The organism is Neobacillus sp. MER 74, assembly GCF_023714155.1.
The window spans coordinates 216,138-232,592 of record NZ_JAMAUV010000002.1; the positions used below are offsets into that span (position 1 = coordinate 216,138).

Below are 16,455 nucleotides of genomic sequence, written 5' to 3' on the forward strand. Positions count from 1 at the left end.
AGGAGGAATAAACATGAAAAAAATCGCAATTATTGGCGCAGGATCGATGGCTGAAGCATTCATTTCTGGAATTCTTGAAAATGGTTTTATTGATAAAAAAAATATTTGGATCACAAACAATTCTAATCAAGAAAGATTAGCAACATTAGAAACACGTTATGGAATTCGAACGACTTATAATTTGAATGAACTGTTTGATCAAACAGACATTGTGATGTTAGCCATGAAACCAAAAGACGTCGCGACTGCTATTCAATCGATTCGTGAACACTTAACTGAGGAGATGCTTGTCGTCTCTGTCTTAGCAGGTGTATCCATGGATACCATTGAAACATTGGCAAGAATCCCACTTGCGATTGTAAGGTCCATGCCAAATACCTCGGCAGCGGTTGGAAAATCAGCCACTGCTGTTGCCGTGAATCATCGTGTTACCGATTCTCAGTTAGAAACAACTAAAACCTTATTTGGAACCGTCGGCATGGCTTCCGTTGTGGAAGAAGAACAATTAGATGCCGTAACTGGACTTTCCGGCAGCGGCCCTGCCTATATTTATTATCTAATTGAAGCAATGGAGAAAAGTGCCGTTGAAGTTGGTCTTGAAAAAGATATGGCCAGTGAATTGATTGTACAAACACTGCTTGGTGCAGCAGAAATGGTCAAAAACTCAAGTAAATCTTCTACCCAGTTGCGTAAAGATGTAACAAGCCCTGGAGGAACAACAGAAGCTGGGATTCGAGTGCTTGAGGAACACGGGGTACAAGAGGCATTCATTTCATGTATCAAAGCAGCAACGGCCCAATCTAAAAAAATGGGAACTGAATTAAGTTCTAAGCTTCAAACTGCCGACCAACCTTCCTAAATTGGATTTTTGCCTTTATTACATTAAACTAATAAGAAAAGCGCAAGCGCCCTGGTCAGCGGCGTATGGCCTGGAGCTAGACAGTAATCTAAGTTCAAAACTTATACTTTCTTATTAGAAAAGAAAAGGCTAGGGAAGTGTCATGCATGCTAACGATTTTATTTTCATTAGGAATTCTAGTCTGGATTATCTTTCTTATAGACGGAATGATTGGGCTGCGAAAAATAGATCCATTAGAAAAAGAGGAAGACTTAGCGCAAGGAGCATTGTTGACTGTAGTAGTTGCTGCCCGTAATGAGGAAAAGCAGATTGCTGCAAGCATCCTCAGCCAGTTAGAGCAAACCTACAAAAATGTGGAATGGATTCTCGTCAATGATCGGTCCACTGATGCCACAGGTACTATTATGGAAGAATTAACAACAAGAGACCCACGCATAAGGGTTATCCATATTGAGAAATTACCTAAGGGCTGGCTTGGGAAGAATAACGCCTTGTACACTGGTGCATGTCATGCTTCAGGTAGATGGCTATTGTTTACAGATGCCGACATACATTTTGAAAAACAAGCATTCGCAAAAGCGCTCCATTATTTTGAAAGAAATAAATTGGATCACCTAACTGCAGCGCCAAACTTAAGCGCTAAACGGTTTTGGTTAAAATCATTTGTTGCCTTTTTCCTGTTTGGCTTTTCATATTTCAAACGCCCGTGGTTAGCCAACAACCCCAAATCAAAGATTGGAACAGGAATCGGCGCATTTAATCTTGTTTTAAAAGAATCTTATGAGTCATTCGGAACACATGAAAGAATAAAAATGCGCCCGGATGATGACTTACAGCTTGGGATGAAGATGAAAAAGGCTGGTTATCGACAAAGAATCATAACTGCATTACATTTAATCGAAGTAGAATGGTATGGAAGTTTAAAGGAGGCCTTCATCGGGCTAGAAAAGAATACATTTGCCGGATTACACTACCGAATCAGTATGGTAATTTTTGCAATCCTCGGTGTATTTATCACCAACGTTCTGCCCTTTTTGATGATTTTTTCCGGGAACAAGACTGTTGCCCTATTATCCATCGGAAATATAATAATAAGTGGAATACTTTATGTAATGGTCATAAAAAAACTAACCTTATTCTCTCCGCTCATGTTTTTGGTTTTGCCAATCACAGCCTTACTATTTATTTATTCAATTATCCGGGCAAGCCTTCTAACCTTTAAGCGCGGCGGGATTGTTTGGAGGGGAACCACCTATCGGTTAAGCGAACTCCGAGAGAAAGAATAGAAACTGTTTTTTTCAATAAAACATTCCTTTTGTTATACTAAAAAGGAATGTTTATTATTTAATTTTATGGAGGCTTCTAAAATGGCAGTAAAACTATTTTCCCCCTATACCATAAAGGATGTCACATTTAAAAATCGAGTTGTCATGGCACCCATGTGCATGTATTCGAGCCATAACGAAGATGGACATATACAAAACTGGCATCGCACTCACTATACAAGCAGGGCAGTTGGCCAGGTTGGGCTGATTATTGTTGAAGCAACATCGGTAGCACCTCAAGGGAGAATTACACCTCGTGATTTAGGTATCTGGAGTGATAAGCATGTAGAGGGCTTCACTGAGCTTGTAAGTCTAATGAAAGAGCATGGAGCCAAAACAGGCATTCAACTCGCCCATGCTGGCAGAAAAGCAGTGTTAGAAGGTGAAATTCTTGCTCCATCTGCATTAGCTTTTAATGAGAAAATGAAAACGCCAAAGGAAATGTCCAAAACAGATATCGAAGAAACAATCGAAGCATTTAAAAAAGGCGCAGAGCGTGCTGCAAAAGCTGGTTTCGATGTAATCGAAATCCATGGTGCTCATGGGTATCTTATCAACGAATTCCTTTCGCCGCTATCCAATAAAAGAACTGACGAATACGGGGGATCAGCACAGAACCGCTACAGATTCCTCCGCGATGTGATTGATGCCGTAAAAACCGTTTGGGATGGTCCATTATTTGTGAGAGTTTCCGCACATGATTACCACGAAGAAGGATTGTCTCCAAATGATTACATACATTATAGTCAATGGATGAAAGAACAAGGTGTCGATTTAATCGATGTAAGTTCTGGTGCGCTTGTCCCTGCCCATATTGACGTATATCCCGGATACCAAGTAAAATACTCGGAAACCATTAAGAATGGTGCCAGCATTCCCACCGGTGCGGTAGGATTAATCACTACGGGGATTCAAGCGGAGGAAATCTTACAAAATGAAAGAGCCGATTTAGTCTTTTTAGCTCGTGAATTGCTTCGTGATCCGTATTGGCCGAGGACTGCAGCGAAGGAGCTTGGTGTAAATATTGAAGGACCAAAACAATACGAACGCGGCTGGATTTGAACCATTTAAATCCAACGCACTTACCTATAACTTAGGTAAGTGCGTTTTTAAATTATTTAAGTGGCAGCTTTATTTCTTTAAAATCCTCAGCAATATCCGTATTCGGAAATACTTCTTTCGCCTCATCTACTAACTCTTGCCAAGCATTGCGGTCATAACGAGAGCTTATGTGTGTAAGACACAACAATTTACTATGGGCCTTCTTTGCAACATCTGCAGCCTGATGTGTGGTTGAATGAAAATAGTCATGGGCCAGCTTTTCTTCATGAGCAGAAAAAGTCGCTTCATGTACCAAAAGATCGGCATTCATAGCCAATGAAATTGCATTTTCACAGTAGCGGGTATCCCCTAAAATCGTAACAACTCTCCCCTTCTGTTCAGGACCAAGAAACTCAGTTGGATCAATCGTTCTGCCATCATCAAGAGTTACAGCTTCACCATTTTTAATTTTTCTAAAGATTGGCCCCGGCTGGACCCCTGCTTCTTTCAATTTATCAGCAAGTAATGTTCCAGGCCTGTCCTTTTCTACTATCCGATACCCATAGGAAGGTATACCGTGGTCTAGCCGGCGGGATTCCACTAAAAACTGCTCATCCTCAAAAATAATTCCCTCTTCAATTTCAATGACAACTAAAGGATATTTCAAATAAGTCTGGCTTATTGATAGACTGACATGAATATAGTCTTTTATCCCTTTGGGGCCATAAACGGTTACCTCTGATTCCCCTCCTTGAAAAGAGCGGCTCGATAATAATCCTGGCAGCCCGTAGATATGATCACCATGAAGATGTGTAATAAAGATTTTTTCGATTCGCCGTGGTTTTATGGGAGTATGCAAAATTTGATGCTGGGTAGCCTCACCGGCATCGAATAACCAAACCGCCCCCCGCTCCTCAAGCAATTTCAGTGCAATGGACGTTACATTGCGGAGTTTTGCCGGCATTCCAGCCCCTGTTCCTAGGAAAAAAATATCCACAATCATAAACTCCTCTCAAATTCCGTTCCTTGGTTTCCAATATTGATAATATAGCACAAAAAAATATTATTTTCTCCTCCATTGGCAGCTAGTAATTAGTGAATATCAGGGATTATTTTGTGAAAAATAAAAAAAATTGTCAAATTGCGTTGTATTATTTTTGCGAAGTCTAGTCGAATGAGATAAAATCAAACAATATAAACATAAGAGCAATATACATTTTTACATAAACAGAAAAGAGGTATTTACTTTGGAGCAAACTGGAAACATGACTTCATTAATTATGATTTTTGGTGCGACTGGTGATTTAGCAAAAAGGAAGTTGTTTCCTTCCCTTTACCGGTTATATGAGAAAGGAAAATTAACTAAATTTGCGGTGATTGGGGTTGCAAGAAGATCGCTATCCAATGATGAATTTCAGCATTCAGTCAAAGACTCGGTCATCTCAGCCTTAGGAAATAAAGATAAGATTGATGATTTTATCTCGCATTTTTACTATCAATCGCATGATGTTAGTGATTCCAACTCTTACGCTTTGTTAAAAAATTTAGCGGATGAGATTGATGAAAACTATCAATTAGAAGGCAATCGTATCTTTTACCTTGCAATGGCTCCTGAATTTTTCGGAACGATTGCTTTACACTTAAAATCAGACAAACTTACAGAGGTAAAGGGCTATAAACGCCTTGTCATTGAGAAACCATTTGGACATGACTTAGAATCTGCCATCGAGTTAAATAGACAAATTAGAAGTGCATTTAAAGAAAAAGAAGTCTATCGTATCGATCATTATTTAGGAAAAGAAATGGTGAGGAATATAGAAGTAATACGATTCGCCAATGCTATATTTGAACCGCTTTGGAATAACCGTTATATTTCAAACATCCAAATTACCTCAAGTGAGATACTCGGGGTTGAAGAACGGGGACGCTATTATGAAACAAGCGGAGCCCTTAGAGATATGCTTCAAAACCACATGATGCAAATGGTAGCCTTACTTGCGATGGAACCTCCGATCAAACTCTCTACCGATGAAATTCGTTCCGAAAAAGTTCGCGTATTTCGTGCACTGCGTTCAGTTGAGGGAGAAAAGGTTAATGATTATTTTGTACGCGGCCAATACGGTGAGGGTACGGTTGAGGATATTCCAGTTCCTGCATATCGTGATGAAACGATGGTAGATAAAGAATCAAATACAGAAACCTTTGTTGCCGGTAAAATCATGATTGATAATTTCCGCTGGGCTGGTGTTCCGTTCTACATTCGGACAGGAAAAAGAATGTCAACAAAATCAACCAAAATTGTGGTTCAATTTAAAGACATTCCAATGAATTTATATTATCAAACAGAAAAAATGTTAAATCCAAATCTCCTAGTAATTCATATTCAACCAGAAGAAGGAATTACACTGCATCTAAACGCGAAGAAAGCAGGCGGACACTTAGATGCTCAGGAGGTCAGAATGAGCTTTGCCAATACTGGCATCCATGCAATGAATACTCCTGAAGGCTATGAGAAGCTTCTTTACGATTGCATGCGAGGCGATGCCACGAATTTTACCCATTGGGATGAAGTAGCCTATTCTTGGAGTTTTGTAGATAAAATATCTGCAGTCTGGGAAAACACGAAGGCGGACAACTTTCCTAATTATCAATCTGGAACCATGGGACCAAAAAAGGCGGATGAGCTTTTAGAAAAAGACGGCTTCTTCTGGTGGCCGGTAACAGATTTAGAAGTAGATATTTGTAAATAAGAAGTTCAAAAAGCACTACTTTTGTTATGAAAGCAAAAGTGGTGCTTTTTAGTCTGAGTCATTACTTTTTTGTGGAAGTGTTTGGAGAAAGTCTTTATTAAAGCTCGTTCCAGTACCGATATTATCCAAGGAAGGGGCTTGATGTTCCCCTGCATTTTCAATGATTTTTTTTCCGTATTTTTCACGAAGACTAGATAGAGTATTTAGTAAAGGCTCTTTTTTGGCATCCTTTTCATAAGAAAATAAATCTAGCTGTTTAAAGGCTCGGGTATGCTCCACTAAATCAGTGCCTGTGATTCCTAACAGTCGAACAGCATCGCCATTCCAAGCTTTCAGGAAAATCTGCTGAGCAAATGAAGATATCTCATCTTTATGATTAATAGGGTTCGGAAGTTTTTTACTTCTAGTAATCGTTCTTCGATCCTTATATCGGATGGTGATTCCAAGCGTTCCTGCAAGGACCTTCTTTCGCTTCAGTCTAACGGAAACCGTTTCAGCTAATGATGTTAATACACGAAGTAGTTCCTGTTGATTACTAACATCCCGAGGAAGGGTTGTTGAATTTCCAATGCTCTTAAATTCCTCAATTGATTCCGGATCAACGGGGCGATGATCAATCCCATTGGCTCTTTCTTTTAATCGAATTCCATTAATCCCAAGCAGTGTTTTTAGTTGAATCTCATTTCCCTTTGCTAACTCACCAATGGTATGAATCCCAATTGTTTGTAATTTTTCCGCTGTCTTTTTTCCGACGCCATGCATTTCGTTTGTGTTCAACGGCCAAAGAACTATGGGAATATCACGTTTTCGAAGAATGGTAATCCCCATTGGCTTTTTCATATCGGATGCGGTTTTCGCTAAAAATTTATTAGGTGCTATCCCTATACTGCAAGGAATATCTAATTGTTCCAATATCCTTTTTTGAATACTTTCAGCGATTTCAATTGGACTCCCCTTTTCAAAGCTTTCTGTAATATCTAAGTATCCTTCATCAATCGAAACAGGTTCAACAATTTCCGTATAATGTCTGAGAATTTCAAACATAGCAATAGAAACTGCACGATAGCGCTCAAAATTCGGTTTCATGACGATTAACTGGGGACATAGCTTTCTCGCTTCCCAAAGCGCCATCGTTGTTTTGACACCGAATTTTCTTGCCTCGTAATTGCAGGTGACAATGATTCCTCTGCGTTCCTCGACATTACCAGCGATTGCAAGTGGTTTCCCCTTCAGATTAGGGTCATAGGCCATTTCAACGGATGCATAAAAGCTATTCATATCTACATGTAAAATAACTCTTCCGTTTTTCGGGTACATTTCCTTCATGCTCGCACTTCCTTAACTCACTTTTTCTTCTCTTAGTATATCAAAAAGGAGAACCGCGGTTAGGTTCTCCTCCATAAGATTATTGATTTGCCACTTCATCGATTATAGCAAGTGTCATTTCTGCCAGCTTATACAATTCTTCCACTGGCATGCGTTCATTGGTTGTATGAATTTCTTCATAGCCAACAGCTAGATTGACAGTTGGAATATTAAAGCCAGCAAATACGTTGGCATCACTGCCGCCCCCGCTATGCTGAAGCTCACAACTTCGGCCGATTTTTGCAGCAGCCTTACGAGCCACTTCGACAACATGATCGCCTTCGCCAAACTTAAATCCTGGATACATGACTTCCACATTAACCTCGGCTCTGCCGCCCATTTCTGCTGCCACTGTTTCAAATGCTTCCTTCATTTTGCTTACCTGCGCTTGCATCTTTTCAGGAATCAGAGAACGGGCCTCAGCTAAAATATCCACACGGTCACAAACGATATTGGTTGCTTGACCACCCTCAAAGCGTCCAATGTTAGCCGTTGTTTCGTGATCGATTCTTCCTAAGGGCATCCTCGCAATCGATTTTGCTGCAATCGTAATCGCGGAAACACCTTTTTCAGGTGCAACACCTGCATGAGCTGTTTTTCCGTAAATAATGGTTTTAACCTTTGCTTGTGTTGGAGCAGCTACAACTACATTACCAACTAGGCCATCGCTATCCAATGCGTAACCGAATTTTGCTTTCATCAGTGAGGAATCAAGTGCTTTTGCACCGACAAGACCTGACTCTTCCCCAACAGTAATCACGAATTGAATCAGACCATGCGGGATGTTTTGTTCTTTTAACTGACGGATGGTTTCAAGCATAACAGAAATTCCAGTTTTATCATCGGCACCTAAGATTGTTGTGCCATCCGTAACCACATAGCCGTCTTTTATAGAAGGCTTTACACCTTTAGCTGGTGTAACAGTATCCATATGACAAGTAAAATAAATCGGGTCAACGCCCTCTTTAGTTGCCGCTAGCGTACAAACCAGATTGCCTGCACCGTGCCCTGTCACCGCAGTCGTATCATCTTCAAACACTTCAAGACCAAGTTCTGTAAATTTTTGTTTTAACACCTTGGCAATTTCGGTCTCAAATTTTGTTTCTGAGTCAATTTGCACAAGTTCTAAAAACTCATTCAATAGACGTTCCTGATTAACCATTATATTGAACCTCCAATTATGTACTCATTGTCCAGCTCTAAGCGCCAATGTCGCTTTCGCTTTTCCTATTTTAGTATACCTTTTAATAAAAGTATCATCAAATGATAGAGAGCACATCCAAAAAGGTTAAAAGAGAGGTTAATTACAGCGGGATGTTCCCATGTTTTTTGTATGGCCTTGACTCTTTTTTGGTTCTAAGCATTTCTAAGCCTTGGACAATTTTCATTCTAGTTTCGCGTGGGTCAATCACATCATCGACCATTCCTCTGCTCGCTGCCACATAGGGATTGGCAAACTTTTCACGGTATTCATCAATTTTCTGCTGTCTTGTCAGTTCTGGATTCTCACTATTGTTAATTTCCTTCGCAAAAATAATATTAGCGGCTCCTTGAGGTCCCATAACTGCAATTTCAGCATTAGGCCAGGCAAATACCAAATCAGCACCAATTGATTTACTGTTTAACGCAACATAGGCACCGCCATAAGCTTTTCTTAAGATCACTGTTAACTTCGGAACGGTCGCCTCGGAATAAGCAAATAAGATTTTTGCCCCATGGCGAATGATTCCACCGTGTTCCTGCTTGACTCCAGGGAAGAAGCCTGTCACATCCTCAAAAGTGATGATTGGGATATTAAAAGAATCACAGGTTCTGATAAATCGCGCCGCTTTATCAGAAGAATCGATATCCAGGCCGCCAGCCATCACCTTTGGCTGATTACAAACAAGACCTACAGATTCACCTTTAATTCGCGCAAATCCAACCACGATATTTCTAGCAAAATCCTTTTGAACTTCCATGAAACTGCTCTCGTCAACCACCTGCTCGATGACATTGCGGACATCATACGGACGAACCGTATCAAATGGAATAACATCCATTAAATCCGGACGATAATCTTCGTCATCCTTTACCTCAAACCTAGGAGCCTTCTCTTCATTATTCTGCGGAAGATAGCTTAACAGCCTGCGGACGTTTTGTAACACCACTTCTTCTGAATCAGCCTGAAAATGGGCATTTCCACTAATGGAGCTATGGACATTCGCCCCACCCAATTCTTCTGCTGAAATCTTCTCACCTGTCACTGTTTCAATGACTTTAGGTCCAGTAATAAACATTTGACTCGACTTTTCCACCATAAATACAAAATCAGTAATCGCTGGTGAATAGACAGCACCTCCCGCACATGGACCCATAATTACCGATATTTGCGGAATGACACCGGAATAAATTGCATTTCGGTAAAAAATATGTCCATACCCATCTAATGAGACAACGCCTTCCTGAATGCGTGCCCCGCCGGAATCATTTAAACCGACAAAAGGGGCTCCATTTTTCGCTGCTAAATCCATGACATTAGCAATCTTCTTGGCATGCATTTCCCCTAATGCTCCGCCAAAAACAGTAAAATCTTGGGAAAAAAGATAAATAGGCCGACCATTTACTTTTCCGTAACCAGTCACCACTCCGTCCCCTGGCCCCTTTTGCTCATCTAGACCAAAATCATTTGTACGGTGCTCAATGAAAGGATTTAGTTCAAAAAATGTGCCTTTGTCTACTAAAAGATCGATTCTCTCCCTAGCAGTCAATTTGCCTTTTTGATGCTGTTTCTCAATTCTCTCATCGCCGCCGCCCAACTCAACCTCACGACGTTTATCATACAACTCATTTATTTTTTCATAGATGTCAATCATTTTACCCCTTCATCCCTTTCTTCTCACAAAGCTCGAATAAAATCCCAGATGTCGATTTTGGATGCATGAAAGCAATATTTGCCCCACCAGCCCCAGGTCTTGGCTGCTCATCAATCATACGTATCCCTTTTTCCTTCATTTCGCGAATTCTTTCTTCAATCGAATCCACCCCAAGGGCAACATGGTGGATTCCCTCACCGCGTTTTTCGATAAATTTGGCAATGGTACTTTCCTCTGAAGTGGGCTCAAGCAGTTCAAGCTTAGTACTTCCTGCCTGTAAAAAGGCAACTCTTACCTTTTGAGTATCCACCTCTTCGATCCCTACCAAAGGCAGATTTAACACATCGGTATAAAAAGAAAGCGTTTTCTCAAGAGACTTCACTGCAATCCCAATATGGTCGACTTTTTTAATCATTTTTCCCCCTCTGTTCTAAAAATTAAAATTTATTCGACAATAATCTTATTCGTTAAAAAGTTCATAAATCCTTCCTTAATTACTTAGTTGTTCCGTTGTTCATTTTTGCATTTCCTTGTACAATATAAGTAAAGTTTCAAAATGTTAAGGGAGGTACCCATATTGAATAGTAAGAAATCGAGGAAAATCATTGTTTATTTAATGTTATTTGCTATGCTTGCCTCAACTCTCCTAATAGGAATAGGTTCATTTCTATAGATAGAAATAGGAAAAGGGACTGTTCGGACAGTCCCTTTTCCTATTTTATTGCTCCATGATTTTTTGCTAGTGTCTCATATGATTTTTTTGAAGAAATAACTAATACTTTTGTTCCTAATGGAATAATCGGATAAAGTGAGGTAACCACTTCATTTTGGGTGCGGATACAGCCTTGAGAGACATATTTGCCGATTGAATCAGGCTGATTTGTTCCATGGATGCCATAGATTCTTCCATCTGTTCCCTTTGCATCAAAGCCAATCCACCTCGCTCCCAGTGGATTCTTAGGATCTCCTCCAGGGATATTCCCTTTCCGAAAATAAGGTTCTTTGGCCTTTACTGTAATGGTGAAAAGACCTTCAGGTGTCAGCTCTTGTGTTTTTCCCGTTCCGACACTTACAACCGTTTGTACTTTGTTTTCATTAATAAAAGCCATTTCATTTTTACTTTTATTCACAATAAGAAATGGATCACCTGGCATAGGGTTTGGCCCCAAAGGCCAAAGTGGTGACATGAAAAAAGCAATCAGGATTGGCGATAAAATTTTTATCAAAGCAGCCACCTGCCTTTTTTTTCCTAGTTTGCTTCAATCTCCTTCTGTTCATTCACTTTAACCGCTGATTTTATTCCCTTAAATGAACTTTTAATAATTAGATATTCGTTCATTTCATTTACCAACTGCAGCAGAGCTGCCCTCGTTACAAATTCTTCTCTTGTCTTTGGGAGCTCCATTTCCTCAAATTCCTTTTTCATTTCTCTTAATTTTTCAAGATATATATAAGCTGTATTTCCAGGATGGACATTTTCAGAAAGTTCTTCCAGAAACTCCGCTACCATATGCCCTTGCTTTACCGTCCGGGTAAGGGAAGTGACAATTGGTAAGACACGTTCGATAATTTCAAATTGCTTTTGTCTCATTTTAAAATAATGAAAATATATATTCTCATCTCGTAAAAAATGATTTTCAACATCCTGAAGGGCTATGGCTATCGCTTCATCAAGTAGACGCGCACCAACCGTAATCTCTTTACCATCCCAATTACTATCCCCAGTCCGTAAATAACGTACCATTTCAACGAAGATGATTCTAAAATTCTCCTCAATCTCACTTTGATAATCCTTTAGTTTTTTCTCAACGCTCGGCATATAAAGATTAATAAGTAATGCGACCCCAATACCAATCGTGATTACCCCAAGCTCATTTAGAAAAATGGCCAAGGTTATTTTTTTTGCCATATAAATATGTAGAATAATAACACTACTTGTCACAATTCCGTCAGGAGCCTTCAACATGACAATCGTTGGGATAAAGAAAAATAACATAATCCCAATTACAATTGGATGATAAGCGATTAGCTCAAAAAAAACGGCAGAAAAAGGCATTGCTAATACACAGGCTAAAAAGCGAGCCCATGCTGTTCTGAACGACCTCCGCTTTGTCACCTGGATACATAATATGGTCAGTATTCCTGCAGAAGCAAAGTTCTGCAGTCCTATTTGCTGAGCAAGTAAAATTGAAATGGCTGTCCCAATAGCTGTTTTAATTGTCCGATATCCAATCCGAAATTTCATAGGTACCTCTCCAAATTATTAAAAAATAGGCTGTGTTAAAGATTAATGTTGATTTTGACACACGGTTGATTGAAGTGGAAGGCACGAAGACTCCTGCGGGAGTACGGGGCAGGGGAGACCCCACAGGCGCTAAAAGCGCCGAGGAGGCTCCCCGGCACGCCCGCGGAAAGCGAAGTGCCTGGAACGGAAATCAACAGACTAGTTTAACACAGCATAAAAATAAAAAGATGATCGTTAAGACCATCTTTAGCATATCCTTATTAAAGCATTCTTTTGCAAGAATGTCTTATATTTAAGATTGTGATTTTCTACAATACTTTTTCTAAAAAGTCCTTCGCTCTGCTAGTCCGAGGGTTATTAAAGAATTCCTCTGGAGATCCTTCTTCTAGTAGTACCCCATCATCTAGGAAGATTATTCTATCAGAAACTTCGCGCGCAAAGCCCATCTCATGGGTAACAATGGCCATGGTCATTCCTGATTGTGCAAGATCCTTCATAACATTAAGTACTTCTTTTACCATTTCAGGGTCAAGTGCGGATGTTGGCTCATCAAATAACATTAACTTCGGTTCCATCGCAAGTGCTCGAGCGATCGCTACGCGCTGCTTCTGCCCACCTGATAAATTATTCGGAAAGGCTTTCTCTTTATCAGTAAGACCAACGCGCGCAAGCAATTCCCGGGCTTTTTTCTCAGCAAGTTCCCGCGATTCACCTTTTACTTTCATCGGTGCATAAGTTAAGTTATCCAAAACCGACAGATGTGGAAATAAATAAAAGTGTTGAAAAACCATACCGATTTGTTCACGGGCTTTCATGATATTCGTTTTGCTATCGGTAAGCTCTTGATTATTAATCCAAACTTTCCCTTTGGTTGGTGTCTCTAATAAATTTAAGCAGCGAAGAAAGGTAGATTTACCAGAACCCGACGGCCCAATAATCGAGACAACTTCTCCACTATCAATATTTGTTGAAATATTTTTTAATACTTCGTGATTGCCGAACTGCTTATAGAGGTTTTCCACTTTAATCACTGTACTTCAGCCTCCGTTCAAACCGTTTACCTGCCAAAGTCAGCACCATTACTAAAATCCAATAGATGAAACCGACAAAAATTAGTGGTTCAAAATTCCGATACGTATCCGCTCCAACAACCTGCGCACGGCGCATCAAGTCTAAATAACCAATCGTCGAGACGATGGCTGATTCTTTGGTTAAGGTTATAAATTCATTCATAAGTGCAGGTAAAATATTTTTTAGTGCTTGTGGTAATATCAAGTCCTTCATCATGAGACGATAAGGAACTCCTAATGCTTGGGCTGCTTCGGTCTGACCTTTATCAACCGCTTGAATTCCGGCTCTGATAATCTCTGAAACATATGCTGATGAATTTAAGCCAAACGCAAGGATGGATGATAAAAATGGTGAAATGTCATAACCCGTTAATTGCGGAATGGCAAAGTAGATTAACATCAATTGTAAAATTAATGGTGTCCCGCGAAAAATAGATGTATATAGGTCCCCAAACCAATTTAATCCTTTAATTCGTGATATTTTACATAGAGCTAAAATTGTTCCAAGAATAAAACCTAATATAATAGAAATAATAACAAATTTTAATGTAACCCATATTCCCTCTAAAATAAAAGGAATATAAGGCACAATTTGGCTAAAATCCAAATTCATGCCTTACACCTCACTTTATAATTTTCTTTGCAGCACTAGTCTTGTTGAAATTAAGTTTATGCTTATTGCTGGTCTTTTAACCACTTGTCCTTTAATTCTTGAAGTTTTCCATTTTCTTCTAAGTCTTTAAGAACTTTATTTACTTTTTCAGTTAAGTCACTGCCTTTAGGAAAAGCAACGGCCATTCCTGGAGAGCTTGTTGTCGGATCATCAAATCCGGCTAAACCTTGTTCCTTGATATATCCTGTTGCAACAGATTTATCCATATAAGCAACCTGGATTCGATTTGATAATAGTTCTTGAATTAAAGTTGTTGCATTATCTAATGGCTTCAGTGTAAAATCAACCTTTTTTTGAAGAGTTTTTGCACCCTCTTCTTGAATGGTTCCCAACTGTACTCCAACTGTTTTTCCTTTAAGATCATCGATTGTTTTAATTTTAGAATCTTTTAGCGTGATAAACATCTCACCTGAATGGTTATATGCTGTTGAGAAATCAACATTTTGCTTACGCTTTTCAGTTGCAGACATACCAGCAAGTACCATGTCCACACGTTTTGCCTGTAATGCACCGATTAACCCATCAAACTTCATGTCTTTTATGTCTAGTGTGTAACCTAATTCTTTAGCAATGGCATTAGCTAAATCAATATCAAAGCCCTCGACCTTACCTGATGGGTCTCTTGATTCAAATGGAGCAAAATCTGCTGAAGTAGCCATCGTTAGTACTTTCTTATCAGCTGTTTTTTCTCCATTTGCCCCGTCTTTATTGCTCTGACCGCAAGCAGCCAAAGCCACTAATGTTAAAATCATCGTAAAAAATAATATTGTTTTTTTCATGATTTATCCTCCTATGATATGTAATATCTGCTTTCTTTGATTTGAATTTTTATTCAACAAAACGAATATTAACACATAGAATTTATTTTGAAAAGATATTTTCCTAATATAAAAATATTCTAAAGATTCTGTACATAATTATATTAAAATAATATTAATATACATATAAAAAAGCACCTCAATGAGAAAGAGATGCTTTTAAAAATACAGTTAACTTAATACTGTTTGACTAAATTCATTTTTCATTTTTTCCAATGCTTCTTTGTTAGTTATTAAATCATATCCAGTTAAAGCGAGGGCCAAAGCTCCTCTTGAAAGAATCTCGTGGGTGTTATCGGTGATGGTTAAGTCAGCAAACTCCCTTGTGTGAGCAATTAATCCAGGTGAATCAAGACCAATATAAGGATGAATGGCTGGCACAACATGACTGACATTTCCCATATCTATGGAACCGTATGAGTCTTTCGCTTTCTTTACTTGCTTCACACCGGTAGTTAACAGATTGGCAGTAAATAGCTGGGAAAGTGTTTGATTGGTCACCATATTATCATAGCTAAGTTCATAATTTTCGATGTGAACCTCTGCCCCTGTCATCGAAGATGCCCCTTTTGCAATACCAATTACCTTTTGAACCACTTCATTTAGATAGCTGCGATCTTTGGCACGAACATAAAACTGTGCTACGGCTTTATCTGGGACAATATTCGCTGCTACTCCGCCTTCTTTAATAATTCCATGGATTCTAACATCTGAAGTCACATGTTGACGGAGCGCGTTGATCCCATTAAATAATTGAATGACTGCATCAAGTGCATTAATTCCCATCTCTGGGGAAGCCGCCGCATGACTGGTCCTGCCTCGGAAATCGAACTGAATCGCATCCATTGCTAGAGATTCACCACTTTCATAGGATTCATCAGCAGGATGTAAAATCATTGCAGCATCGATATCATTAAAAATGCCCTGTTCAGCCATCGGCACTTTGGCACCATTTGTTTCTTCAGCGGGTGTTCCTAAGACAACCACACGTCCGCCAATTTCATCTACCACTTTACTTAAAGTCACTCCAGCCCCAGCACTCATGGTTCCTATCAAATTATGGCCGCACCCATGCCCAACCTCAGGTAACGCGTCATATTCAGATAAATATGCAATTGTTGGTCCATCCTTTTTGCTATCATAAACGGCTTTAAACGATGTCGGCCTGCCAACAATTCCCTTTTCAACGACAAAATTATGTTCTTCTAGGAACTCTATTAACCGTTTACTAGATTCAAATTCTTGATCACCTAATTCAGGATGATAGTATAGTGTATCACTTATCTCCCATAATCTATTTTGAATTTTTTCTAAATAATTTTTTAATACATCCTTCATGATGAAATACTCCTCTTTATTATGATTAAAATTGCGAAATAATTAATAAATATACATTAAAAAAATCATTTCGACAAGAAAAAAAGCCAAATCTTATGATATGGCTCTTTTCGTAT

Annotated in this window: 17 protein-coding genes; 6 read left to right on the forward strand and 11 right to left on the reverse strand. The window is 39.3% G+C overall.

Annotated elements, in window-relative coordinates:
- The first annotated feature begins 13 nt into the window (after positions 1 to 13).
- The 3 genes from proC to namA all read left to right on the forward strand — a co-directional run bounded on the left by proC (position 14) and on the right by namA (position 3,246).
- Positions 14 to 859, forward strand: a complete 846-nt coding sequence (gene proC / locus M3610_RS05420) for a pyrroline-5-carboxylate reductase (protein ID WP_098574886.1) — start codon at positions 14 to 16, stop codon at positions 857 to 859.
- Positions 860 to 1,005: 146 nt separating this feature from the next.
- Positions 1,006 to 2,145, forward strand: a complete 1,140-nt coding sequence (locus M3610_RS05425; protein ID WP_251457102.1) for a glycosyltransferase family 2 protein — start codon at positions 1,006 to 1,008, stop codon at positions 2,143 to 2,145.
- Positions 2,146 to 2,226: 81 nt separating this feature from the next.
- The gene (namA, locus tag M3610_RS05430; protein ID WP_251457105.1) at positions 2,227 to 3,246 is read left to right on the forward strand and encodes an NADPH dehydrogenase NamA; all 1,020 of its coding nucleotides are present in this window, start codon (positions 2,227 to 2,229) and stop codon (positions 3,244 to 3,246) included.
- A gap of 52 nt (positions 3,247 to 3,298) precedes the next feature.
- Here namA and rnz read toward each other — a convergent pair whose 3' ends face one another.
- A complete protein-coding gene (gene rnz, locus M3610_RS05435; protein ID WP_251457110.1) occupies positions 3,299 to 4,222 on the reverse strand; it encodes a ribonuclease Z in 924 nt (307 codons plus the stop codon).
- Positions 4,223 to 4,505: 283 nt separating this feature from the next.
- Here rnz and zwf point away from each other — a divergent pair, with 283 nt between their 5' ends.
- Positions 4,506 to 5,975, forward strand: a complete 1,470-nt coding sequence (gene zwf / locus M3610_RS05440) for a glucose-6-phosphate dehydrogenase (protein WP_251457626.1) — start codon at positions 4,506 to 4,508, stop codon at positions 5,973 to 5,975.
- A gap of 48 nt (positions 5,976 to 6,023) precedes the next feature.
- Here zwf and M3610_RS05445 read toward each other — a convergent pair whose 3' ends face one another.
- From M3610_RS05445 to mce, 4 genes are all read right to left on the reverse strand, one after another.
- A complete protein-coding gene (locus tag M3610_RS05445) occupies positions 6,024 to 7,301 on the reverse strand; it encodes a DNA polymerase IV (protein ID WP_251457113.1) in 1,278 nt (425 codons plus the stop codon).
- Positions 7,302 to 7,380: 79 nt separating this feature from the next.
- Entirely contained in the window at positions 7,381 to 8,502 is a 1,122-nt protein-coding gene (locus M3610_RS05450) for a tripeptidase T (protein ID WP_098574890.1), read from the reverse strand.
- Positions 8,503 to 8,644: 142 nt separating this feature from the next.
- Positions 8,645 to 10,195, reverse strand: coding sequence for an acyl-CoA carboxylase subunit beta (locus M3610_RS05455; protein ID WP_098574891.1), 1,551 nt, complete (start codon positions 10,193 to 10,195; stop codon positions 8,645 to 8,647).
- A gap of 1 nt (position 10,196) precedes the next feature.
- Positions 10,197 to 10,610, reverse strand: a complete 414-nt coding sequence (mce, locus tag M3610_RS05460) for a methylmalonyl-CoA epimerase (protein ID WP_251457116.1) — start codon at positions 10,608 to 10,610, stop codon at positions 10,197 to 10,199.
- Between the two features lie 141 nt (positions 10,611 to 10,751).
- On the opposite strand from mce, the gene prli42 reads away from it, so the two are divergent.
- Positions 10,752 to 10,868 (forward strand): stressosome-associated protein Prli42, encoded by a 117-nt coding sequence (prli42, locus tag M3610_RS27955; RefSeq protein WP_186328571.1) that lies wholly within the window; start codon positions 10,752 to 10,754, stop codon positions 10,866 to 10,868.
- A gap of 40 nt (positions 10,869 to 10,908) precedes the next feature.
- Here prli42 and M3610_RS05470 read toward each other — a convergent pair whose 3' ends face one another.
- The gene (locus M3610_RS05470) at positions 10,909 to 11,421 is read right to left on the reverse strand and encodes a L,D-transpeptidase (protein WP_251457119.1); all 513 of its coding nucleotides are present in this window, start codon (positions 11,419 to 11,421) and stop codon (positions 10,909 to 10,911) included.
- Between the two features lie 23 nt (positions 11,422 to 11,444).
- Positions 11,445 to 12,440 (reverse strand): aromatic acid exporter family protein, encoded by a 996-nt coding sequence (locus M3610_RS05475; RefSeq protein ID WP_251457122.1) that lies wholly within the window; start codon positions 12,438 to 12,440, stop codon positions 11,445 to 11,447.
- Between the two features lie 32 nt (positions 12,441 to 12,472).
- On the opposite strand from M3610_RS05475, the gene M3610_RS05480 reads away from it, so the two are divergent.
- On the forward strand, positions 12,473 to 12,736 hold the full coding sequence (locus M3610_RS05480) for a hypothetical protein (RefSeq protein WP_251457124.1): 264 nt from the start codon (positions 12,473 to 12,475) through the stop codon (positions 12,734 to 12,736).
- 12 nt (positions 12,737 to 12,748) lie between these two features.
- Here the strand turns inward: M3610_RS05480 and M3610_RS05485 are convergent, their stop codons facing one another.
- The 4 genes from M3610_RS05485 to M3610_RS05500 form a co-directional block, all read right to left on the reverse strand.
- Positions 12,749 to 13,471, reverse strand: a complete 723-nt coding sequence (locus M3610_RS05485; protein ID WP_251457127.1) for an amino acid ABC transporter ATP-binding protein — start codon at positions 13,469 to 13,471, stop codon at positions 12,749 to 12,751.
- Complete coding sequence (locus M3610_RS05490; protein WP_098574896.1) at positions 13,464 to 14,123, reverse strand: amino acid ABC transporter permease; 660 nt, start codon at positions 14,121 to 14,123, stop codon at positions 13,464 to 13,466. Before M3610_RS05490 ends, M3610_RS05485 begins: the two co-directional genes overlap by 8 nt.
- A 62-nt stretch (positions 14,124 to 14,185) precedes the next feature.
- A complete protein-coding gene (locus M3610_RS05495; RefSeq protein ID WP_098574897.1) occupies positions 14,186 to 14,962 on the reverse strand; it encodes a transporter substrate-binding domain-containing protein in 777 nt (258 codons plus the stop codon).
- A gap of 210 nt (positions 14,963 to 15,172) precedes the next feature.
- On the reverse strand, positions 15,173 to 16,339 hold the full coding sequence (locus M3610_RS05500; RefSeq protein ID WP_098574898.1) for a M20 family metallopeptidase: 1,167 nt from the start codon (positions 16,337 to 16,339) through the stop codon (positions 15,173 to 15,175).
- Positions 16,340 to 16,455 lie beyond the last annotated feature (116 nt).